At 64.2% G+C, this 19,909-nt stretch carries 22 protein-coding genes; 12 read left to right on the top strand and 10 right to left on the bottom strand.

The genetic code is table 11. The features are described 5' to 3' along the window. Positions 1–24 precede the first annotated feature (24 nt). Entirely contained in the window at positions 25–1,434 is a 1,410-nt protein-coding gene (locus tag J4E58_RS21165) for a NorM family multidrug efflux MATE transporter (RefSeq protein WP_172963043.1), read from the bottom strand. A gap of 157 nt (positions 1,435–1,591) precedes the next feature. On the opposite strand from J4E58_RS21165, the gene J4E58_RS21160 reads away from it, so the two are divergent. From J4E58_RS21160 to J4E58_RS21150, 3 genes are all read left to right on the top strand, one after another. Continuing rightward, positions 1,592–2,512, top strand: a complete 921-nt coding sequence (locus J4E58_RS21160; protein ID WP_053263096.1) for a LysR substrate-binding domain-containing protein — start codon at positions 1,592–1,594, stop codon at positions 2,510–2,512. Positions 2,513–2,701: 189 nt separating this feature from the next. Beyond that, the gene (locus J4E58_RS21155) at positions 2,702–4,678 is read left to right on the top strand and encodes a methyl-accepting chemotaxis protein (protein ID WP_087087558.1); all 1,977 of its coding nucleotides are present in this window, start codon (positions 2,702–2,704) and stop codon (positions 4,676–4,678) included. Positions 4,679–4,791: 113 nt separating this feature from the next. Then, entirely contained in the window at positions 4,792–5,763 is a 972-nt protein-coding gene (locus tag J4E58_RS21150; RefSeq protein ID WP_087087560.1) for a Ca2+-dependent phosphoinositide-specific phospholipase C, read from the top strand. A gap of 4 nt (positions 5,764–5,767) precedes the next feature. On the opposite strand, the gene J4E58_RS21145 is transcribed toward J4E58_RS21150, so the two are convergent. After that, positions 5,768–6,694, bottom strand: a complete 927-nt coding sequence (locus tag J4E58_RS21145) for an ABC transporter six-transmembrane domain-containing protein (RefSeq protein ID WP_007926634.1) — start codon at positions 6,692–6,694, stop codon at positions 5,768–5,770. Between the two features lie 114 nt (positions 6,695–6,808). On the opposite strand from J4E58_RS21145, the gene J4E58_RS21140 reads away from it, so the two are divergent. Together J4E58_RS21140 and J4E58_RS21135 are read left to right on the top strand one after the other, a co-directional pair. After that, complete coding sequence (locus tag J4E58_RS21140) at positions 6,809–7,384, top strand: TetR/AcrR family transcriptional regulator (protein ID WP_087087564.1); 576 nt, start codon at positions 6,809–6,811, stop codon at positions 7,382–7,384. A 102-nt stretch (positions 7,385–7,486) separates the two neighbouring features. Beyond that, on the top strand, positions 7,487–8,701 hold the full coding sequence (locus J4E58_RS21135) for an aldose 1-epimerase family protein (RefSeq protein ID WP_087087566.1): 1,215 nt from the start codon (positions 7,487–7,489) through the stop codon (positions 8,699–8,701). Positions 8,702–8,707: 6 nt separating this feature from the next. On the opposite strand, the gene J4E58_RS21130 is transcribed toward J4E58_RS21135, so the two are convergent. After that, entirely contained in the window at positions 8,708–10,201 is a 1,494-nt protein-coding gene (locus tag J4E58_RS21130; RefSeq protein WP_087087568.1) for a YifB family Mg chelatase-like AAA ATPase, read from the bottom strand. 188 nt (positions 10,202–10,389) lie between these two features. Next, positions 10,390–10,650 (bottom strand): accessory factor UbiK family protein, encoded by a 261-nt coding sequence (locus J4E58_RS21125; protein ID WP_087087570.1) that lies wholly within the window; start codon positions 10,648–10,650, stop codon positions 10,390–10,392. A gap of 416 nt (positions 10,651–11,066) precedes the next feature. Here J4E58_RS21125 and glnK point away from each other — a divergent pair, with 416 nt between their 5' ends. The 4 genes from glnK to sutA all read left to right on the top strand — a co-directional run bounded on the left by glnK (position 11,067) and on the right by sutA (position 13,840). Next, positions 11,067–11,405, top strand: coding sequence for a P-II family nitrogen regulator (gene glnK / locus J4E58_RS21120; RefSeq protein WP_002555808.1), 339 nt, complete (start codon positions 11,067–11,069; stop codon positions 11,403–11,405). Between the two features lie 35 nt (positions 11,406–11,440). After that, positions 11,441–12,778 (top strand): ammonium transporter, encoded by a 1,338-nt coding sequence (locus tag J4E58_RS21115; RefSeq protein ID WP_007926649.1) that lies wholly within the window; start codon positions 11,441–11,443, stop codon positions 12,776–12,778. Between the two features lie 210 nt (positions 12,779–12,988). Then, the gene (locus tag J4E58_RS21110) at positions 12,989–13,414 is read left to right on the top strand and encodes a secondary thiamine-phosphate synthase enzyme YjbQ (protein WP_007926650.1); all 426 of its coding nucleotides are present in this window, start codon (positions 12,989–12,991) and stop codon (positions 13,412–13,414) included. A 102-nt stretch (positions 13,415–13,516) separates the two neighbouring features. Beyond that, positions 13,517–13,840: a transcriptional regulator SutA gene (gene sutA, locus J4E58_RS21105; protein WP_007926654.1), complete on the top strand. Its 324-nt coding sequence runs from the start codon at positions 13,517–13,519 to the stop codon at positions 13,838–13,840. A 95-nt stretch (positions 13,841–13,935) separates the two neighbouring features. Here sutA and J4E58_RS21100 read toward each other — a convergent pair whose 3' ends face one another. The 6 genes from J4E58_RS21100 to J4E58_RS21075 are packed head-to-tail and all read right to left on the bottom strand — an operon-like array spanning position 13,936 to position 18,522. Further along, positions 13,936–14,640 carry an HAD family hydrolase gene (locus tag J4E58_RS21100; RefSeq protein ID WP_087087572.1) on the bottom strand — a complete coding sequence of 235 codons (705 nt, stop codon included), beginning with the start codon at positions 14,638–14,640 and terminating at the stop codon, positions 13,936–13,938. Further along, positions 14,640–15,536, bottom strand: coding sequence for a tyrosine recombinase XerC (xerC, locus tag J4E58_RS21095; protein ID WP_087087575.1), 897 nt, complete (start codon positions 15,534–15,536; stop codon positions 14,640–14,642). The genes J4E58_RS21100 and xerC overlap by 1 nt, the downstream gene beginning before the upstream one ends. A gap of 2 nt (positions 15,537–15,538) precedes the next feature. Continuing rightward, positions 15,539–16,264 (bottom strand): DUF484 family protein, encoded by a 726-nt coding sequence (locus J4E58_RS21090; protein ID WP_085532872.1) that lies wholly within the window; start codon positions 16,262–16,264, stop codon positions 15,539–15,541. A 13-nt stretch (positions 16,265–16,277) separates the two neighbouring features. Then, positions 16,278–17,108 carry a diaminopimelate epimerase gene (gene dapF / locus J4E58_RS21085; RefSeq protein ID WP_087087577.1) on the bottom strand — a complete coding sequence of 277 codons (831 nt, stop codon included), beginning with the start codon at positions 17,106–17,108 and terminating at the stop codon, positions 16,278–16,280. Positions 17,109–17,112: 4 nt separating this feature from the next. Then, on the bottom strand, positions 17,113–18,360 hold the full coding sequence (lysA, locus tag J4E58_RS21080) for a diaminopimelate decarboxylase (protein WP_087087579.1): 1,248 nt from the start codon (positions 18,358–18,360) through the stop codon (positions 17,113–17,115). A 9-nt stretch (positions 18,361–18,369) separates the two neighbouring features. Then, positions 18,370–18,522, bottom strand: a complete 153-nt coding sequence (locus J4E58_RS21075) for an LPS translocon maturation chaperone LptM (protein ID WP_007926668.1) — start codon at positions 18,520–18,522, stop codon at positions 18,370–18,372. A gap of 239 nt (positions 18,523–18,761) precedes the next feature. On the opposite strand from J4E58_RS21075, the gene cyaY reads away from it, so the two are divergent. The 3 genes from cyaY (at position 18,762) to rnk (ending at position 19,893) form a co-directional block, all read left to right on the top strand. Further along, on the top strand, positions 18,762–19,094 hold the full coding sequence (gene cyaY / locus J4E58_RS21070; RefSeq protein ID WP_007926670.1) for an iron donor protein CyaY: 333 nt from the start codon (positions 18,762–18,764) through the stop codon (positions 19,092–19,094). 4 nt (positions 19,095–19,098) lie between these two features. Continuing rightward, positions 19,099–19,332 carry a DUF1289 domain-containing protein gene (locus J4E58_RS21065; protein WP_053263079.1) on the top strand — a complete coding sequence of 78 codons (234 nt, stop codon included), beginning with the start codon at positions 19,099–19,101 and terminating at the stop codon, positions 19,330–19,332. A 147-nt stretch (positions 19,333–19,479) separates the two neighbouring features. Beyond that, a complete protein-coding gene (rnk, locus tag J4E58_RS21060; RefSeq protein ID WP_007926672.1) occupies positions 19,480–19,893 on the top strand; it encodes a nucleoside diphosphate kinase regulator in 414 nt (137 codons plus the stop codon). The last annotated feature ends 16 nt before the right edge of the window (positions 19,894–19,909 follow it).

Below are 19,909 nucleotides of genomic sequence, written 5' to 3'. Positions count from 1 at the left end.
CCGTAGTGGCAGGAGAACCTGCCGCTACAGGGAATCCCGGGCGGTCTGGAAGTTATCCCGCGCGGCAGGCTCCGCGCTTTCCCGGCGAATCATCCGGCGCATCTTCCATTCGAAAGCCAGGGTCAGGCTGATGGCGGCGCACGCCAGCCCCGATGCCAGGCCCCACCACACACCAGTCGCGCCCCAGCCCAGGGTGAATGCCATCAGCCAGGCCGCCGGCGCACCGATCAGCCAATAGCAGCCCAGACCCACGAGGAAGGTGGTCTTGGCGTCCTTGAGCCCGCGAATCGCGCCCATGGCGATGGTCTGCGTGCCATCGAACAGCTCGAACCAGGCCGCGACCGCCAGCAGGCTGACCGCGAGGTTGATCACGTCGCGAAAGGCTGGGTCGTTATGGTCGAGGAACAGGCCGATCAACTGGTTCGGCAGCAGCCAGAAGACCATGGCGAAACCCAGCATGGCCGCGCCGCCAAAGGCGATCCCGACCCGGCCGGCCATACGCGCGTGCAACAGCTGCCCGGCACCGTAGTGCTGGCCGATGCGCATGGTGATCGCGTAGGAGATCCCGGCCGGCACCATGAAGGCCACGGAAACGATCTGCAGGGCGATCTGGTGCGCCGCCAGCTGGGTGCTGCCCATGGTGCCCATGCATAGCGCGGCGAAGGCGAACAGCCCGACTTCCACCGCGTAGGTGCCGCCGATGGGCAGGCCCAGGCGCCAGAGTTCCCGCAGGTAGTGGCGATTGGGCCGCGCCAGGCCCTGGTGCAGCGGGTAGGCGGCATAGGCCGGGTGGCGCTTGATGTGCCAGGCCAGCGCCAGGGCCATGCAGTTGGCGACGATCGCGGTGACCAGGCCGATCCCCACCAGGCCCAGCTTCGGCAGGCCGAACATGCCGGTGATCAAGGCGTAGTTGAGCAGGAAGTTGGCCACGGTGCCGGCCAGGCTGATGACCATCACCGGCGTGGCGCGGCCGATGGCGCTGGTGAAGCCGCGCAGGGCCATGAAGCTCAGGTAGCCGGGCAGGGCGAACGGCAGGATCAGCAGGAACTGGCCGGCGGACTGCACGTTGGTTTCGGTCTGGCCGAACAGCAGCAACACCGGCTTGAGGTTCCACAGCAGCAGGCCGGCGACCAGCGCCATCAGCCACGCCAGCCAGAGGCCGGCCTGGGTCAGGCGCGCGGCGCCTTCGATGTCGCCGGCGCCCTGGCGAATCGCGACCAGGGTGCCGACCGCTGCGATCACGCCGATGCAGAAGATCGACACGAACGAATAGGTGGCCGCGCCCAGGCCACCGCCGGCCAGGGCTTCCGGGCTGAGGCGGGCCATCATCAGGGTGTCGGTCAGCACCATCAGCATGTGCGCCAACTGTGAGGCGATCAGCGGCCCGGCCAGCCGCAGGATGGCCCAGAGTTCGGTGCGTGCTGGATGCTGCATGGTCATCGGTCTCGATAGGGGAGGAGGGAGTCAAGAGGGTTGATTCTCGGCGCTCTGGGCGACTTTCACAAAGGGATAAAAACGATTGGTGGCATGATTAAAACTCATGCTTGCGGATTCTGGTAAGTTGGCGCCATTGCGCCTGTGGAGTGCTGCCATGCCCCGTCGTCTTCCACCCCTGTATGCCTTGCGCGCCTTTGAAGCCGCGGCGCGATACAGCTCGTTCACCCGCGCGGCCGAGGAGCTGTCGATCACCCAGAGTGCGGTCAGCCGGCATATCCGTACCCTGGAAGACCACTTCGCCTGCCGGCTGTTCCAGCGCAGCGGGCGCAACCTGCAACTGACCGAAGCCGCGCGCCTGCTGCTGCCAGGCATTCGCGAGGGCTTCACTGCTCTCGAGCGCGCCTGCAATACCTTGCGCGCCGAAGACGGCATCCTGCGCATGAAGGCGCCCTCGACCCTGACCATGCGCTGGCTGCTGGCGCGCCTGAGCCGGTTCCGCCATCTGCAACCGGGCAACGAAGTGCAACTGACCAGTGCCTGGATGGACGTCGATTCGGTGGACTTCAACCAGGAGCCCTTCGACTGCGCGGTGCTGCTGAGCAATGGCCACTTTCCGCCGGACTGGGAGGCCAGCTACCTGTTTCCGGAACTGCTGATCCCGGTGGGCGCGCCGAACCTGCTCAACGACCAGCCGTGGGATGTAGCGCGGCTGGCGGCCACCGAGCTGCTGCACCCGACCCCGGATCGCCGCGACTGGCGCAACTGGCTGGAGCGCATGGGCCTGTCCGAGCAGGTCTCGCTCAAGGGCGGGCAGGTCTTCGACACCCTGGAGCTGGGCATGATCGCCGCGGCCCGCGGTTACGGGGTTTCCATGGGCGACCTGCTGATGGTGGCCGAGGATGTGGCCCAGGGACGCCTGAGCCTGCCCTGGCCGACGGCGGTGGCCAGTGGCGAGAATTACTACCTGGTCTGGCCCAAGACCCGGCCTGGAGGTGAACGTTTGCGCCGCCTCAGCGATTTTCTCCAGAACGAGGTCCGCGCCATGCAATTGCCCGACGTAGAGCGTCTCGGCTGAAACGATGAAGGCCCCGTGACCAGGGGCCTGCGCGATACCCGTCCGGCGCGCTCAAGTATTGATCGGTGCCGCCGAATCCTTGGAAGTGGAGCCTTCGTTCTGAAAGGTTTCGACATCTCATTCTTATTAGAACCATTGCCGAGCGTGTGACGCGATCAGGACGATCCGGTCTCTCGGCCAGGAGCTGTCATGCCTCAACCTCGTGCCCGGATCGCCTCGCAGCTTGGTCTCGCACTCGCCGTGGTACTGGCGATCGTGATCAGCGGCAGTACTGTCTTCGCCCTGCGCTCGCTGGACGCCGCCAACCTCGCCACCCGGGAAGAACACCTGGCCAGTGAGGCACGGCTGCTGGCCGACCAGCTCAATACTTTCCACGGCACCCTGCGCGAAAGCACCCAGCGCCTGAGCGGGTTGTTCGAAAAGCGTTTCAGCGGCGGCCTGAGCCTGCACCCGGACCAGCCGGTGACCGTGGCCGGTACCCAGACCCCGGGCCTGCACCTGGGTGATGTTGTGCTGAACAACAATTTCGAGGAGGTCGACGAGTTCAAGCAGATGACCGCCGGCGTGGCGACGGTGTTCGTGCGCAGCGGCGACGACTTCATCCGCGTCAGCACCTCGCTGAGCAAGCAGGACGGCAGCCGCGCCATCGGCACCCTGCTGGACCACGCGCACCCGGCTTACCAGAAACTCATGGCGGGGCAGAGCTACGTCGGCCGCGCGCTGCTCTTCGAGCGCCTGTACATGACCCAATACACGCCGGTGCGGGACAGCGCCGGCCAGGTGATTGCGGTGCTGTTCGTCGGCTTCGACTACACCGACGCGCAGAACGCCCAGTTCGACAACCTCAAGCGCTTCCGCATCGGCCAGACCGGTTCCCTGGCGTTGCTCGACGAACAGCAAAAGTGGCTGGTGCCGCCGGCCGGCGTGCAGGCCCTGGAACCGGCGGGGGCGACCATCGCTGAACTGGCCAGGCAGCCGGGCAAGGGCCACTTCTGGAGCGACAAGAACGAGGACTTCTACAGTGTCGCCGTCCCTTTCGAAGGCGGGCCCTGGTCGGTGGTGGCGAGCATGCCGAAGGCCGAGATTCGCGCGGTGACCTGGAGCGTCGGTCTGCGGCTGGTCATCGGCAGCCTGTTGGCAATGCTGCTGGCGGTGGGCGCCACGGTCTGGCTGCTGCGCAGCAAGCTTGCGCCGCTGGGCGACCTGGTGCGCCAGGCCGATGCCTTGGGTAAAGGCGACCTGAGTGCGCGCCTGAATGTCTCCAGCCAGGATGAGATCGGCCAGTTGGCAGGCAGCTTCAACCAGATGGGCCAGGCCCTGTCGACCATGGTCGAGCACATCCGCAAGGCCGCCGCGGAGGTCAATGGCCGAGCCCAGGCGTTGTCCGGGTTGTCGGGCGGGGCGTACGAGGGCATGGAACAGCAGTCGGGCGAGATCAGCAGCATGGCCGGGGCGGTGGAGGAGTTCAGCGCCACCTCGCTGAACATTGCCGACAACATGGGCAACACCGAGCGCCTGGCCCAGGAAAATGCCCAGCAAACCCGGATCGGCCGCACCTCGATGGAGGAAGCCTCGGCGTCGCTGGAGCAGATCGCCGGCGCCTTGAACAGCACGGCCACGGTGATCAATACCCTGGGCCAGCGCTCCGAGGAAATCGGCGGCATCGTCGGGGTGATCACCGCGATTGCCGACCAGACCAACCTGCTGGCGCTCAACGCCGCCATCGAGGCCGCACGCGCCGGCGAGCAAGGCCGCGGCTTTGCCGTGGTCGCCGACGAGGTACGCAACCTGGCCTCGCGCACCCGCGAAGCCACCGACGAAATCTCGGGGATGATCAACAGCATCCAGCAGGAAACCGGCAACGCCATCGCCACCATGGAGCAGGGCAATGTGTTGATGCAGGAAGGCCTGTCGCGCAACGCCAATGTCGCCTCGGCCCTGGCGCGCATCGATGAGCAGAGCCGCTCGGCCGGCCAGCAGTTCGCCGCGATCACCACCGCGACCCAGGAGCAGAGCAGCACGGCGACCCTGCTCAGCAGCAACCTGCAGAGCATTGCCCTGGCCAACAGCGAACAGCGTGAAGTGGTATCGAACCTGGCGATCACCGCCAAGGAGCTGGAGAAGCTGGCGGCGGACTTGCGCCAGGAGGTCGACCGCTTCCGTTGATAGCGGTTGCGTGGCCGTTGGCCACGGCTGGGGAGGCAGATTGCAAATGCGCGGGGCTGGGCTAAACCATAGGGGCGATTTCCCTACAGGATGCCTTCCCGGCAGGAGCTGACATGTCCCGTCTCACTCGTTTTGCCCTCCGTACCGCCGTGCTGCCCCTGGCATTGGCCAGCCAGATGGCATCCAGCCAGGAGGCCGTGGGATTCATTTCCCCGGCGTCCTGGTACACCGCCTTCAACGCTATCGCCCAGGTGGCATGCCATAACTGCTACGAAAAACAGTACGCCGGCACCTTTACCAGCGTGCTCGACAGCGTGCGCACCCTGGAGCTGGACTTCTGGGACCAACGCGATGCGGTCACCGGAGGTTCGCCCCGCCACTGGTTCGTGCGGCACAACCCCGGCAGCCTGTTCCAGTCCGGCAATGACAACAATTGCACCGGCGACGGCAACGGCACCAACGACCTCGAGGCCTGCCTCAACGACATCAAGCTCTGGAGCGACAGCCATCCCGGGCACTTCCCGATTACCCTGATCCTCGACAAGAAGCAGGGCTGGTCGAAGGAAAGCTCCGGGCGTACGCCGAAAGACTTCGATGACCTGGTCAGCCGGATTTTCCAGGGCAAGCTCTACACCCCGGGCGACCTGGCCCAGCACCTGGGTGTCAGCAGCAGTGCCTTGCAGGGCTCGCTCAAGGGCAAGTCCTGGCCGACCGCCAGCCAACTGCAGGGCAAGGTGCTGCTGGTGCTCAACCACTCGGAGAACCAGAAGCTCTCGCAATACGCCGAGGCCCGCACCACCAGCGCCAAGGTGTTCATTTCCCCGGTCACCAACGGCCAGAACGATGTCAGTGGCGAGGTCAGCGGCATGTCCAGGACGTCGTCCGGCTACGTGGCCATGAACAACATGGGCAAGGGCGACAAGCAGTGGGCCGCGCAAGCCTTTGCCTACAGCCACATCGGTCGGGTGTGGGGCGATGACGGCGTGTCATTCACCCAGCACATCGCCGAGAAGGTCAATCTGTCGGCGTATTACAAATTCGCCGAGGCCAAGGATGGCAACGGCTATCGCATCCGGCCGTTCTGAGGTTTCAGCGGGGCTCGGCCGGTTCGGCGAGCCCCGGGTCCACCCGCTTGCCGATATCCCGCAGGCGCGCGAGTTGGTCGACCATGGTCGGCGCTTCATCCAGGCTGCTGACAAAGGTCCACAGGTAGGTCATCACCGCGTACACATGCCCGGCCTTGACCCCCTCGGTCAGAGCCAACTGGCTGATGGCGATCACGAACAGCAGCGCGGCCGCCGAGCCAAGCAGCAGATAGGCCGCCGCCTCGCGGTCCGACAGCCAGATCCGCAGCCGCGACAGTACCCGGTAGTGCCGTTGCAGGGACGTGGCGCCGACCTTGGCCACCAGGCCGATTTCCTTTTCCAGCCGGTCGTTCAGGCGCTCATGCAGCTCCTGATTGCGCCGGGCGAAGCGCGGCAGCAGGGTGACGCACAGCAGCAAGGCCACCAGGCAGGCCAGGCCGACCCAGGGTTCGATCACCAGCAGCATCACCGCCGCGCCGACAATCGAGACCAGCGCGGTGGCGATGGTCGGAACGTGTTTCTCGAAGAAGTCGACGAACTCCCGGGCCAGCACCACCCGCGCCGCGGCGGTGGAGGTGCTCTGGTTCTGCAGGCGCTGGTTGAGGATCACCGGCACCGCGAGGTCGGCGTAGATCCGCGTGAAGGTGCGGGTATCCACTGCCCGCCGCGCGGCCCCGACCACCCAGAACGCCAGCACCACCAGGGCATAGACCAACGCGCTGCCGGCGTCGCCGCGAATGATCGAGTCCACGGCGAACCCAGCAAACAATGGGTAGGCCAGCAGCAACGCGTTCTCCAGCGCCACCAGCGACAAGGTGCAGAACAGCTTGCCGGGGTAGGCGCGGGCGATGGCTTTCAGGGTCTGGCTGGCGGATTGCTGGCCGATTTTCTTGCTTTCATCGATCAGGATTTGTGGGGTAACGGCTGGCATGAGTGCACCGGAGGGAAGATAAGCGTTATTATTGAGCGACTGCTCAATAGTATTTGAGCGATCGCTCAAACCGCAAGCGCCGTCCATCTACCGGTGCCCAGAGGTAATGCCCGCATGTCCCGTACCGACCGCAAAGACCAGATCATCGCCGCCGCCCTGGAGCTGTTCCACAGCAAGGGTTTCGCCGATGTTTCCACCCGCGACCTGGCGGACCACGCCGGCTTGTCCCGCAGCCACATCTATCACTACTTCAGCGACTGGAAGGAGCTGCGCCGCGAAGCCTTCCTGAGCTTTGCCAACGAGCAGCTTGACGAAGTGCGCGGCTCCCTGGGCGATGCGCCGCCGCTACAGGCCCTACAGGAGTTCCTGCGTTATTGCCTGCCGGACTCTGCCGACGACGGCTGGGCGCTATGGCTGGATGCCTGGGATGAAGCCATGCATGACAGTGTCATGGCCGAGACCTACCTGGCGGTGAACATGCAGTGGCAGGCCTTGCTCGGCGGCATCATCGAGGCCGGGGTGCAGGCGCAGGTGTTCCATTGCGCGTCGTCCGCTCGCGCGGCCCGGCAGATCTTCGCCCAGACCATGGGTTATGGCGACGACCTGCTGCTGCAACCTTCGGCCGAGGCCGCCGCAGCGGCACTGGATGAGGTGCTGGAAGTGGCGGGGCTATTGCTGAAGATTCGCTGAGTTCCTGAGTGGCGTTGTCCCGGCATTGGTGCGGAAATTAAGTTGCTGAAACGATTCATCAGCGCTATAAAAATCCCACAACTCCAATAAAGGCACACGCCCATGACTCCGCTCCGACTGCTGGTCGCTCTTTCCGCGTTCACCGCTGCTTCCCACGCCATGGCCTGGGACTACGTCCTGCTCGATACCGACAAGGCCGCCCAGGATTTCCATATCACCAGCGCGCAGCTGGGAGTAAAAACCGCCAAGCCTTTTTCCGTGACCCTGCGCACCCTGCATGGCGGGCGGCAGGAGGGGGTGAGCATCGTCGATATCGACAACGGTGCGATGAAGCTCTCGGTGGTGCCGACCCGCGGCATGAATGTGCTGCAGGCCTCCGTCGGCAAGGTGCGCATGGGTTGGGATTCGCCGGTCAAGGAGGTGGTCAACCCGGCGTTCATCGAACTCAACGGTCGCGGCGGCCTGGGCTGGCTGGAAGGGTTCAACGAACTGGTGACTCGCTGCGGTTATGAGTGGGTCGGGCACCCGGGGATGGATAACGGTGAGCTGCTGACCCTCCACGGTCGCGCGGCGAACATCCCAGCGAACAAGGTCACCCTGCATATCGACGAGAAGCCGCCGTACGCCATCAGCCTGCGCGGCGAGCTCAAGGAACAGGCGTTCAAGAAGGTCGATTTCTCGGTGGCTACCGAGCTGGTGACCGAGCCGGGCGGCGTCAGTTTCGCCCTCAACGACACCCTGACCAACAACGGCGACTATCCGAAGGAATACCAGGCGCTGTATCACAGCAACTTCAGCACGCCGTTCCTCGAAGAGGGGGCGAAGTTCGCCGCTGCGGTGAAGCAGGTGTCGCCGTTCAATGACAAGGCCAAGGCCGACCTTGCCGATTGGCAGACCTACCGCGGCCCGACCCGGGATTACGACGAGACCGTCTACAACGTGGTGCCGTACGCCGATGCCCAGGGCGACACCCTGACGGTGCTGCACAACAAGGCCGGCAGCCTCGGTGTGGCGGTGGGCTTCAATACCCGGCAGTTGCCGGTGTTCTCCCTGTGGAAAAACACCGATACCCAGGGCCAGGGCTACGTGACCGGCCTGGAGCCGGGCACCAGTTTCTCCTACAACCGTCGCTACCAGCGCCCGCTGGGCCTGGTGCCGACCATCGAGGCCGGGCAGAGCAAGCAATTCCAGATCCGCTACAGCCTGCTGGCCGACAAGGCGGCTGTGGATAAGTCCCTGGCCGAGATCAGCCAGATCCAGAACGGTCGGCAGGCCGAAGTACGGCCGACGCCACTGGTGGACCTGAGCAAGGAGTGATTCTCCTCAACTCGCGGCCGGCCGGTATTGCAGCGCTTCGGCCAGGTGCTCGCGGCTGATCTGCTCGGCCTGCTCGAGGTCCGCCAGGGTACGGGCGACCTTGAGCAGGCGGTGGGCGGCGCGCAGGGACAGGGTCAGGCGTTCGCAGGCGGTTTCCAGCCAGCGCTCGTCGGTTGTGGATAACTGGCAATGCCGGCGCAGGCCCGGCAGATCGAGAAAAGCATTGGCGCAACCCTGGCGCCGTTGTTGCCGCTCCCTGGCGCGGGCCACCAGGGCCGCGGCTTGCGCGGTGTTATCCCCAGCCTGGGGCTTGGGGTTGAGGGCGGTACTTTCCCGGGCCACGGTCAGGTGCAGGTCGATGCGGTCGAGCAGCGGCCCGGAGAGTTTGTTGCGATAACGCTGGATCTGCTCCGGGGTGCAGCGGCAGCGGCCACTGGGCTCGCCAAGATATCCACAGGGGCAAGGGTTCATCGCCGCCACCAGCTGGAAACGCGCCGGAAAATGCACCCGGTCGCGAGCTCGGGCGATGACGATCTGCCCAGACTCCAGCGGCTCGCGCAGCACCTCCAATACCTTGCGATCGAATTCCGGCAACTCATCGAGAAACAGCACACCGTGGTGGGCCAGGGTAATTTCCCCGGGTTGTGGTTTTGAGCCTCCGCCCACCAGGGCTGGCCCTGACGCAGAGTGGTGCGGCTGGCGAAACGGCCGCTGCGGCCAATGGCTCAGCGGAGTGTGGCTGGTGACCGACTGGATGGCGGCCACTTCCAGGGCTTCCTGCTCCTCCAGCGGCGGCAACAGGCCGGGCAGGCGGCTGGCCAGCAAGGTCTTGCCGGTGCCCGGCGGACCACTGAACAGCAGGTTGTGCGCACCGGCCGCGGCTACCAGCAGCGCGCGTTTGGCGGCCAGCTGGCCCTGTACTTCATTCAGGTCGGGGTAGGGGCGGTTCTGGTAGAGCAGGCCGTCCGAAACATAGGGGGCGATCGGCGTATGGCCGTTGAAATGCGCAACGGCTTGCAGCAAGTGCTCGACCGCGATCACCTTCAGTCCCGACGCCAGGCAGGCTTCCTCGGCATTCGCGCGCGGGACCATCAGCGTGCGTCCGGCCTGGCGCGCGGCCAGGGCTGCCGGCAGCACACCGCGCACCGGACGAACCGCGCCGGAAAGCGCCAGCTCGCCCAGGCATTCGACTTCCTCCAGGGCCAGGGTCGGCACCTGCACGCTGGCGGCGAGAATGCCCAGGGCAATGGCCAAATCGAAGCGCCCGCCGTCCTTGGGCAGGTCGGCCGGGGCGAGGTTGAGGGTGATGCGCCGGGCCGGAAAATCGAAGCCGGCATTGAGAATAGCGCTGCGCACCCGGTCCTTGCTTTCCTTGACCGCCGCTTCGGGCAGGCCCACCAGGGTCAGGGCCGGCAGGCCGTTGGCCAGATGGACTTCGACCGACACAGCCGGCGCTTGCACGCCGGTCTGGGCACGGCTGTGGACAATGGCCAGAGACATGACTCGTTCCTTGAGATGCGCTTACCGCTTCCTGCGGTCTTGGAAGGATAGTCAGGTGGCAGGGACTGGATAGGGGGGAATGCAGACAGGATGTGTCGTTTATTGCAGGGCTGACGCGCACAAGCTCACTGCTACAGGTTTGATATGGCCTGGGTAGGAACGAGCTTGTTCACGATGTGTAGGTCAGGTTACTCGGCGGACGGTGTCAGCTTGGCTTCCAGCTCGGCGACCTTCGCCTCCAGGCTTTCCAGGCGGGCCCGGGTGCGGGCCAGGACGACCATCTGGCTGTCGAATTCTTCCCGGCTGACCAAGTCCAGCTTGCTGAAGCCGCTTTGCAGCAGGGCCTTGAACTGGCTTTCGATTTCGGCGCGGGGCAGTGGGGTATCGCCGCTGAACAGGCGGGCGGCATGGCCGCTCAGGGCATCGAGGAGGTCTTTGGGCGCGAGCATGGGGAGTGTCCTGAAAACAATGGCGGGCAGTGTATCACGCACTGTCTATAGTCAATCGGCAGGCGGGGATGCACGCTTTTCGCGCATCGCGCCGGGCAGTGGCGCACTGTTGTTGTGCGTATCCGTGGCGATGATGGCGAAGTGGTTTCTGTCGTGGCGGCCAAGGGACTGAAATCAGTGGGTTTTCGCGAGATGGCAAGGTTTCTGCTTAGTCCCCGATGACCCATGCACTGATGCAGTCGCTGTGACGAATGCAGTGCGGCAGGCGGAGCGGGGAAGTGTTTCGTCAGGAGCGGTTAGCTGGCGTCGGTCTGGTCGAGGAAGGCCGACGATGCGTTACAAAGCCAGGCACTGCGCTTAGACTTGAGTCGGGTTTGTTTTCCTGGGGCAAGTCCACCAATTCGGGAGAAAGTTTCATGAAGCTAGTCACTGCCATCATCAAGCCGTTCAAGTTGGACGACGTGCGCGAGTCGCTGTCCGAGATCGGCGTGCAGGGCATTACCGTTACTGAGGTCAAAGGCTTCGGCCGGCAGAAGGGGCACACCGAGCTGTATCGCGGCGCGGAGTACGTAGTCGACTTCCTGCCCAAGGTGAAGATCGACGTCGCCATCGACGACAAGGATCTTGATCGGGTCATCGAGGCGATAACCAAGGCCGCCAACACCGGCAAGATCGGTGACGGCAAGATCTTCGTGGTCAATCTGGAACAGGCTATTCGCATCCGTACCGGCGAAACCGATACCGACGCCATCTAAGCCGCCCCAAACCCAACGCCCCAGGAGAAAACAATATGACTCTGCGTAAAATCGCAGGGCTAGGAGCCCTGTTGTCCCTCGTAATGCCTGGCCTGGCCATGGCGGCGGACGAAGTGGCAGCCCCAGTCCTCAACTCCGGCGACACCGCCTGGATGCTGACCTCGACGGCCCTGGTGCTGTTCATGACCATTCCCGGCCTGGCGCTGTTCTACGGCGGCATGGTGCGTTCGAAAAACATTCTTTCCGTGATGATGCAGTGCTTCGCCATTACCGGCCTGATCAGCATCCTGTGGGTCATTTATGGCTACAGCATTGCGTTCGACACCACCGGCATGGAGCAGGGCGTCGTCAACTTCAACTCCTTCGTCGGCGGCCTGGGCAAGGCCTTCCTGGCCGGCGTCACCCCGGCGAGCCTGACCGGCCCGGCGGCGCTGTTCCCCGAGGCGGTGTTCATCACCTTCCAGATGACCTTCGCCATCATCACCCCGGCGCTGATCGTCGGTGCCTTCGCCGAGCGGATGAAGTTCTCCGCCATGCTGATCTTCATGGCCATCTGGTTCACCCTGGTCTACGCGCCGATCGCGCACATGGTCTGGTCCGGCAACGGCGGCTTGATGTGGGACTGGGGCGTGCTGGACTTCGCCGGCGGCACCGTGGTGCACATCAACGCCGGTATCGCCGGCCTGGTGGCCTGCCTGGTGCTGGGCAAGCGTAAAGGCTTCCCGACCACCCCGATGGCGCCGCACAACCTGGGTTACACCCTGATGGGCGCGGCCATGCTGTGGATCGGCTGGTTCGGCTTCAACGCCGGTTCCGCCGCCGCCGCCAACGGCACCGCCGGCATGGCGATGCTGGTAACCCAGATCGCCACCGCCGCCGCGGCGCTGGGCTGGATGTTCGCCGAATGGCTGACCCACGGTAAGCCAAGCGCCCTGGGCATCGCCTCGGGTGTGGTTGCCGGCCTGGTGGCGATCACGCCTGCCGCTGGCACCGTAGGCCCGATGGGCGCCCTGGTGATCGGCCTGGCAGCGGGCGTGGTGTGCTTCTTCTGCGCCACCACCCTGAAACGCAAGTTGGGCTACGACGACTCCCTGGACGCCTTCGGCGTGCACGGTATCGGCGGTATCCTCGGCGCGATCCTCACCGGCGTGTTCGCCGCGCCATCGCTGGGCGGCTTCGGCACCGTGACCGACATCGCCGCGCAAGTGTGGATCCAGTGCAAAGGCGTGGGCTTCACGGTGATCTACACCGCGATCGTGACCTTCATCATCCTCAAGGTGCTGGATGTGGTCATCGGGCTGCGTGTCACCGAGGAAGAAGAGTCGGTCGGCCTCGACCTGGCGCAACACAACGAGCGCGGTTACAACCTGTAATCCCGCCAGAAAAAATGCCCGGCTTGCCGGGCATTTTTTTGTCTGCGTTTTGTCATTGAGAGATGGCTGAAAGGTTTTTTCCAGAGCTTGTCAGCCAGTTTGATGACTGCTTTTTTTTCGGGTCAATGACTTACAGCATTGGAGGAATATTCGGCACTTTGTTTTTTCCCAGAGCGCGCTAGAATGCGCGCCGAATGTGCGGAGAACTGTATGTGGCAACAGACTCTGATTACCCTGCGGGCAAGGCCCCGGGGCTTTCATCTGGTAACGGACGAGTTACTCGCCGGCCTGCCTGAACTGAAGGCATGTCGGGTCGGTCTGTTGCATTTGTGGCTGCAGCATACCTCGGCCTCGTTGACCATCAACGAGAATGCCGACCCTGCGGTTCGTCGTGACTTCGAGCGTTTCTTCAACTCCCTGGTGCCTCAAGGCATGGCCGGGTATGAACATGACGACGAAGGGCCCGATGATCTGCCGGCGCACTTCAAGGCCAGTTTGCTAGGCTGTCAATTGAGCTTGCCGGTATCGGCGGGTCGCTTGGCGTTAGGCAGCTGGCAAGGCGTTTATCTGGGCGAGCATCGCGATCATGGCGGTGCCCGCAAAGTCCTTGCCACCTTGCACGGTGATAAGGCATAAGCCGCTGGTTATCAGTGGATGTTGATTTTTTTCCAGCGGCCTTCGACAGTCGGCTCAGCTGGGCTATAACTAATCTGCTTTTCGCAAGTCATGAGGTAGAACATGAGCGACGATGATCTGGAAAACGACGACCTCGAAGTAGGCGACGAAGACGAAACCGAAGAAGGTCTTGAAGCGGCCGCCGACGATGTGGCGGAAGACGATGGCAGTGATGTTCCTGCCCCGACCGCCAAAGGCAAGGCCAAGGCTGCCGTCTCGGTAGACGAGTTGCCGAGTGTCGAAGCCAAGAACAAAGAGCGTGATGCACTGGCGCGTGCCATGGAGGAGTTCCTGGCCCGTGGCGGTAAAGTGCAGGAAGTCGAGGCCAATGTGGTTGCCGACCCGCCCAAGAAGCCTGATAACAAGTACGGTAGCCGGCCTATCTAAGCGCCCGCCACTTGCTTGCTGAAAAAGCCCGCCGTCGCTGCGGGCTTTTTCATGGGCGTTTGTTGGGTGATGACACTGTGTTGCGGTGAGCGCTATCAGGCGCCGCTGTGCCAGCGCGCCAGCAGTTTTGGCAGCTCGGTCAGGCTGCGGATTTCCGCGTCTGGCAGCCGCTCGGCCTCCCAGGCCTTGCCGGCCGGGTTGAACCAGATGGCCCGCAAGCCGGCCTGCTGCGCCCCGGCGATGTCGTCGCCCGGGTGGTCGCCGATGTGCACGGCGGTGTCCGGCGTGGCTTCGCCCCGTTGCAGGGCCTCGTGAAACAGCCGTGCATCGGGCTTGGCGATGCCGATGTCTTCGGCGCACAGGGCGAACTTGAAATAATCCGCCAGCCCCAGGCGGCGCACATCGGCGTTGCCATTGGTGACCACGCCCAGCGCGAAGTGGTTGGCCAGCGCTTCCAGGGTCGGCTGCACCTCGGGAAAGATATCCAGCTGGTGCCGCGCATGCAGGAACACTTCAAAACTCTGGTCGGCCAGGGCATTGGCCTGGCCCTGGTCGTAGCCGGCTTCCTCCAGTGCATGAAACAGCACCCGTCGGCGCAGCGCGCTGATGCGGTACTTGAGCCCCGGCTCGTGGTTCAGCACCCGCTCACGGATAGTCCAGAGATGCTCCACCGGTACGCCGCCCAGTTGCGGAGCGTGGTCGGTCAGCCACTGGCGCAGCACGGCTTCGGCGCTGACGATCACGGGTGCGGTATCCCACAGCGTGTCGTCGAGGTCGAAGGTGATCAGCTTGATCGTCATTACTCACCGCCTTTGTTGCGTTTGGCCCGTGGGTGGGCGCTGTCGTAGACCGCTGCCAGGTGCTGGAAGTCCAGGTGGGTATAGATCTGGGTGGTCTTGATATCCGAGTGCCCCAGCAGTTCCTGTACCGCGCGCAGGTCCTGGGAGGATTCCAGCAGGTGGCTGGCGAAGGAGTGTCGCAGCATGTGCGGATGCAGGTTCTGTCCCAGCTCGCGCTCGCCGGCGGCCTTGACCCGCAGCTGGATCGCCCGGGGGCCCAGGCGCCGGCCCTGCTGGCTGACGAATACCGCGTCGTCCGGCGGATTGCTCAGCGCCCGCAGCGGTAGCCACAGCTGCAGCGCCTCGCGGGCCTTCTTGCCAATCGGCAGGACCCGGGTCTTGCTGCCTTTGCCGTGGACCTGCACCAGGCCATCGGCCAGGTCCAATTGTTCGAGGTCGAGGCTGGTCAGCTCCGACAGGCGCAGCCCGGAGGAATAGAACAGCTCGAGAATCGCCTGGTCGCGGTGCGCGAGGAAATCATCCTCCACCGCGCCATCGAGCAATTGCAGCGCGCGATCGGTGTCCAGGGTCTTGGGCAGGCGGCGCTCGCCCTTGGGTGGCGCCAGTCCGTTGGCCGGGTCGTGATTGCACAGGCCTTCGCGGTTCAGGTAGTGGTACAGGCCGCGTACGGCGGAGAGCAGGCGCGCCAGGCTGCGAGAGGATTGGCCCTGCTGGTGCAGGCGCGCAATCATGCTGCGCAGGCCCTGGATGTCCAGGTCGGACCAGCTGCAAACCTGCTGCTTGGCGCAGAAGGCCAGCACTTTTTCCAGATCGCGGCGGTAGGCTTGCAGCGTATGGGGCGACACTTGGCGCTCACTGCGCAGGTGCTCGCAGTAGGCGTCCAGTTGTCGTTCCATGGTCAGCGAACCGAGCGTAGCGAGTGAGTGAAGCGCGGCAGCACGCGGCCCATGACTTCGGCGATATAGCTGAGGAACAGCGTCCCCACCGAGCTTTTGTAGTGCTGCGGGTCGCGACTGGCGATGGCCAGCACGCCGTGAATGCCCTGATGGGCGATGGCGACCACGGCGCTCGAGCCGATCTGCAGGCGCTGCTCTTCGCCGAACAGGAAGTCCAGCTCATGCTCGCGCAGGCTGCCGCTGACGCTCTTGCCTTCGGTCAGCAAGCCGCCGATGGCGGTCTGGGCATCGGCCGCGGTGACCCAGCGGCCCACCGGCATGGCACTGTCACTGAACAGGATCAGGCTCACGAAAGGCACCTGGAAGTCCTGGCGCAGGCTGTCTTCGACGCTCATCACCACGTCTTCCAGGCTGTTGGCATCCATCAGCGCGAGAATCAGGCGGCGGGTCTTCTCGAAGAGCCGGTCGTTGTCCCGGGCCACGTCCATCAACTGCGAAAGCCGGTGGCGCATCTCGATGTTGCGCTCGCGCAGGATCTTCATCTGCCGCTCCACCAGCGAGATGGTGTCACCGCGCTGATGGGGAATGCGCAACGCCGGGAGCAGTTCTTCATGCTCGACGAAGAAGTCCGGATGAGCCTCCAGGTACGCGGCGATCGCCGCCGCCTCGAGGTTTTCGGCAGGAGATTCGTCGGGCTTTTCGGCTGGAACCTGAGGCTGATCAGTCATGGTTTTCGCTCATTCAAAGACGCACCTGTCCTTCGTATACGCGCACTGCCGGGCCGGTCATCTTCACCGGTTGGCCAGGGCCTGCCCATTCGATGGACAGGCGCCCGCCCGGCAGGTCGATCAATAGCGGCGAATCCATCCACCCCTGGCTGATCGCGGCCACTGCGGCAGCGCAGGCGCCGGTACCGCAGGCCTGGGTTTCCCCGGCGCCACGTTCCCAGACCCGCAGCTGCGCGCGCTGACGGTCGATGACCTGGATGAAGCCGACATTGACCCGGGCCGGGAAGCGCGGGTGATGTTCGATCTTCGGCCCCAGCTCATGCACCGGCGCGCTGTTGATGTCGTTGACCCGCAGTACCGCATGGGGGTTGCCCATGGACACCGCGGCCAATTCGACGGTCTGGCCATCGACTTCGACCTGGTAACTCAGGGCCTGGGCCGGTGCCACGAACGGAATCTGCTCGGGCGCCAGGCGCGGCGCGCCCATGTCGACGCTGATCTGACCGTCATTGCGCACATCCAGTTCGATGATGCCGCTTTTGGTCTCGACGCGGATCTGGCGCTTGGTTGTCAGGCGCTTGTCCAGCACGAAACGGGCGAAACAGCGCGCACCGTTGCCGCATTGCTCCACTTCGGAGCCGTCGGAATTGAAGATCCGGTAGCGGAAATCCACGTCCGGGTTGCTCGGCGCCTCGACGATCAGCAACTGGTCGAAACCGACTCCGGTATTGCGATCGCCCCATTGCTTGGCATGTTTGGGCAGGATGTGCGCGTGCTGGCTGACCAGGTCGAGGACCATGAAGTCATTGCCCAGGCCGTGCATCTTGGTAAAACGCAGCAGCATGGTTTTACTCCGGCAGCAGGCTTTCGCCAGCAAACAACTCGGCTACCGTCTCGCGGCGACGCACTTCAACAGCCTGTTCACCATCGACCAGCACTTCAGCAGCGCGACCGCGGGTGTTGTAGTTGGAGCTCATGACGAAACCGTAGGCACCGGCCGAATGCACGGCCAGCAGGTCGCCCTCTTCCAGGGCCAGCTGACGTTCCTTGGCCAGGAAGTCGCCGGTTTCGCAGATCGGGCCGACGATGTCGTAGGTACGTGCCTGGCCATCGCGCGGGCGTACGGCGCTGACGTCCATCCAGGCCTGGTACAGGGCCGGACGGATCAGGTCGTTCATCGCCGCGTCGACGATGGCGAAGTCCTTGTGTTCGGTGTGCTTGAGGTACTCGACCCGGGTCAGCAGTACCCCGGCGTTGGCGACGATGAAACGGCCGGGTTCGAAGACCAGTTCCAGGTCGCGGCCGTCGAGGCGTTCGCGCACGGCCTTGACGTAGTCGGCGGCCAGCGGTGGCTCTTCATCGCGATAACGCACGCCCAGGCCGCCACCGAGGTCGATGTGGCGCAGGTAGATGCCGCACTCGCCCAGGCGGTCGACCAGGTCCAGCAGACGGTCGAGGGCATCGATGAAGGGGGCCAGGGTGGTCAGTTGCGAACCGATATGGCAATCGACGCCGACCACTTCCAGGTTCGGTAGCTGTGCCGCGCGGATGTACACGTCTTCGGCATCGGCGATGGCGATACCGAACTTGTTTTCCTTCAGGCCGGTGGAAATGTACGGGTGGGTGCCAGCATCGACATCCGGGTTGACCCGCAGCGAAACCGGCGCGCGAACCTTGAGTTCGGCGGCGACCTGTTGCAGGCGTTCCAGCTCGTCGCTGGACTCGACGTTGAAGCAGTGCACGCCGACTTCCAGGGCGCGACGCATGTCGTCACGGGTCTTGCCGACACCGGAGAAGACAATCTTGTCGGCCGCGCCGCCAGCGGCCAGGACGCGTTCCAGCTCGCCCCGGGAGACGATGTCGAAACCGGCGCCCAGACGCGCCAGGACATTCAGTACACCCAGGTTGGAGTTGGCCTTTACCGCGAAGCAGACCAGGTGCGGCATGCCGGCGAGGGCATCGGCGTACGCGCGGTACTGCGCTTCGATATGCGCTCGGGAATAGACGTAGGTCGGCGTGCCAAAGTGCTCGGCAATGGCGGACAACGCTACACCTTCCGCGAACAGCTGCCCGCCGCGGTAGTTAAAAGCGTCCATGGGGTTCCCTTAGTTGGTGTCGTGCTTGTGCGACTGCGAGTGACCTTGGTCTTCAGGGGATTTGCTGTCATCGGGAAGATACAGCGGGCCTTTTTGACCGCAGGCAGTGACAAGGCAGGCAACCGCGACGAGCGCAGCAAGGGAAGAGATCAGGCGCTTCATGGCGAAATCCTTGAGAATGCGTTAATTGCGCCCGAGTATACCGGCCACCCGACGGCTTGCCTATGCGCTGGAACACCCGTCCGGCGGGCCTTTGCCCCGGGCACGGGCGCTGGGCGCGGCGGTTGCGGGGATATTTTCCCTGCTGCCCGCGCCCTTGATCGGTATCCTTTGCATTCGCCCGGATGCGCCCGTATCTTGCGGCGCTTGAGCGTGAGTAGACACTTTTCGAGGTTCCCGCAATGAGTTTGACTGAAGCCCGTTTCCACGACCTGGTCGATGCCACCCAGCAGACGCTGGAGGACATTTTCGAGGAGAGTGACCTGGATATCGATCTGGAGAGCTCCGCCGGTGTGCTCACCGTCAAGTTCGAAAACGGCAGCCAGGTGATCTTCAGCCGCCAGGAGCCGCTGCGCCAGCTGTGGCTGGCCGCGCGCTCCGGTGGTTTCCACTTCGACTACGACGAAGAAAGCGAGCGCTGGATGTGCGACAAGAGCGAAGAGCAGCTGGGCGAAATGCTCGAGCGCATCGTCCTCGAGCAGGCCGATATCAAGCTCGAGTTCGAAGGGCTCTGAGACTGTGACGCCAACCGCCCCGGCGCGCCCGCCCAAGCCGCTGTACAGCAATGTCAGCCCGGCCGTGGCCTCGCCCTGCATCAGCCTGTGCCGGCTGGATGAGGAAAAAGTCTGCAAGGGCTGTTTCCGGCATGTGGAAGACATTCGCGAATGGCGCTCGGCGGACGATGAGCGACGGCGCGTCATCTGTCGCCAGGCGCTGGAGCGCAAGCGGGCGGCGGCGCCCGGTATGGGCTAGCCCGGGCACAAAAGCCCGGCGGCTTGTTTATTTGTGCTGCTGTGGTAGTGTCCGGTTACGCCTCGCCACATCGAGGCCAGTGAAAACCCCGTCTTATCTGGACGGGGTTTTGCTTTTTTGTGCCGAAAAAAGGAGTCTGCCTGGATCATGAGCACCGCACCTTCCATCATTCTCACCCGCCTCGACGTGCAGCGTCTGGAGCGCCTGATCGACAGCCTGGACGACACGCTGCCTGGCGTCATTGCGTTGCAGACCGAGCTGGATCGCGCCGAAACCCTGGTGGGCCACGATGAAGTCCCGCCTGGTGTCGTGACCATGAATTCGCGTGTGCATTGCCGCGAAGAGGGCAGCGGCAAGGACTATCACCTGACCCTGGTGTATCCGCAGGACGCCAACGCCGACGAGGGCCGGATCTCTATCCTGGCGCCGGTGGGCAGCGCCTTGCTCGGTTTGCAGGTCGGGCAGTACATCGACTGGCCGGCGCCCGGCGGCAAGACCCTGAAGCTGACCCTGCTGGAAGTGGAATACCAACCCGAAGCGGCTGGCGACTTTCACCTCTGAAGGGCGCCGCTGACCG

Origin of the sequence: Pseudomonas sp. FW305-25 (assembly GCF_017351415.1) — a bacterium.
In the GTDB taxonomy this organism is placed as follows: domain Bacteria; phylum Pseudomonadota; class Gammaproteobacteria; order Pseudomonadales; family Pseudomonadaceae; genus Aquipseudomonas; species Aquipseudomonas chlororaphis.
The sequence above is the reverse complement of the archived record's forward strand: the minus strand, read 5'-3'. Positions and strand labels throughout refer to the sequence as shown.

Excerpts from the sequence above, each read along its gene's own strand:
- J4E58_RS21155 (WP_087087558.1), top strand. The coding sequence starts at position 2,702 with ATGCCTCAACCTCGTGCCCGGATCGCCTCGCAGCTTGGTCTCGCACTC.
- J4E58_RS21135 (WP_087087566.1), top strand. The coding sequence starts at position 7,487 with ATGACTCCGCTCCGACTGCTGGTCGCTCTTTCCGCGTTCACCGCTGCT.
- J4E58_RS21165 (WP_172963043.1), bottom strand. The coding sequence starts at position 1,434 with ATGCAGCATCCAGCACGCACCGAACTCTGGGCCATCCTGCGGCTGGCC.
- lysA (WP_087087579.1), bottom strand. The coding sequence starts at position 18,360 with ATGGACGCTTTTAACTACCGCGGCGGGCAGCTGTTCGCGGAAGGTGTA.
- J4E58_RS21160 (WP_053263096.1), top strand. The coding sequence starts at position 1,592 with ATGCCCCGTCGTCTTCCACCCCTGTATGCCTTGCGCGCCTTTGAAGCC.
- J4E58_RS21140 (WP_087087564.1), top strand. The coding sequence starts at position 6,809 with ATGTCCCGTACCGACCGCAAAGACCAGATCATCGCCGCCGCCCTGGAG.
- J4E58_RS21110 (WP_007926650.1), top strand. The coding sequence starts at position 12,989 with ATGTGGCAACAGACTCTGATTACCCTGCGGGCAAGGCCCCGGGGCTTT.
- J4E58_RS21090 (WP_085532872.1), bottom strand. The coding sequence starts at position 16,264 with ATGACTGATCAGCCTCAGGTTCCAGCCGAAAAGCCCGACGAATCTCCT.
- J4E58_RS21145 (WP_007926634.1), bottom strand. The coding sequence starts at position 6,694 with ATGCCAGCCGTTACCCCACAAATCCTGATCGATGAAAGCAAGAAAATC.
- J4E58_RS21100 (WP_087087572.1), bottom strand. The coding sequence starts at position 14,640 with ATGACGATCAAGCTGATCACCTTCGACCTCGACGACACGCTGTGGGAT.
- glnK (WP_002555808.1), top strand. The coding sequence starts at position 11,067 with ATGAAGCTAGTCACTGCCATCATCAAGCCGTTCAAGTTGGACGACGTG.
- J4E58_RS21130 (WP_087087568.1), bottom strand. The coding sequence starts at position 10,201 with ATGTCTCTGGCCATTGTCCACAGCCGTGCCCAGACCGGCGTGCAAGCG.
- cyaY (WP_007926670.1), top strand. The coding sequence starts at position 18,762 with ATGAGTTTGACTGAAGCCCGTTTCCACGACCTGGTCGATGCCACCCAG.
- J4E58_RS21075 (WP_007926668.1), bottom strand. The coding sequence starts at position 18,522 with ATGAAGCGCCTGATCTCTTCCCTTGCTGCGCTCGTCGCGGTTGCCTGC.
- J4E58_RS21150 (WP_087087560.1), top strand. The coding sequence starts at position 4,792 with ATGTCCCGTCTCACTCGTTTTGCCCTCCGTACCGCCGTGCTGCCCCTG.
- J4E58_RS21125 (WP_087087570.1), bottom strand. The coding sequence starts at position 10,650 with ATGCTCGCGCCCAAAGACCTCCTCGATGCCCTGAGCGGCCATGCCGCC.
- xerC (WP_087087575.1), bottom strand. The coding sequence starts at position 15,536 with ATGGAACGACAACTGGACGCCTACTGCGAGCACCTGCGCAGTGAGCGC.
- rnk (WP_007926672.1), top strand. The coding sequence starts at position 19,480 with ATGAGCACCGCACCTTCCATCATTCTCACCCGCCTCGACGTGCAGCGT.
- J4E58_RS21115 (WP_007926649.1), top strand. The coding sequence starts at position 11,441 with ATGACTCTGCGTAAAATCGCAGGGCTAGGAGCCCTGTTGTCCCTCGTA.
- dapF (WP_087087577.1), bottom strand. The coding sequence starts at position 17,108 with ATGCTGCTGCGTTTTACCAAGATGCACGGCCTGGGCAATGACTTCATG.
- sutA (WP_007926654.1), top strand. The coding sequence starts at position 13,517 with ATGAGCGACGATGATCTGGAAAACGACGACCTCGAAGTAGGCGACGAA.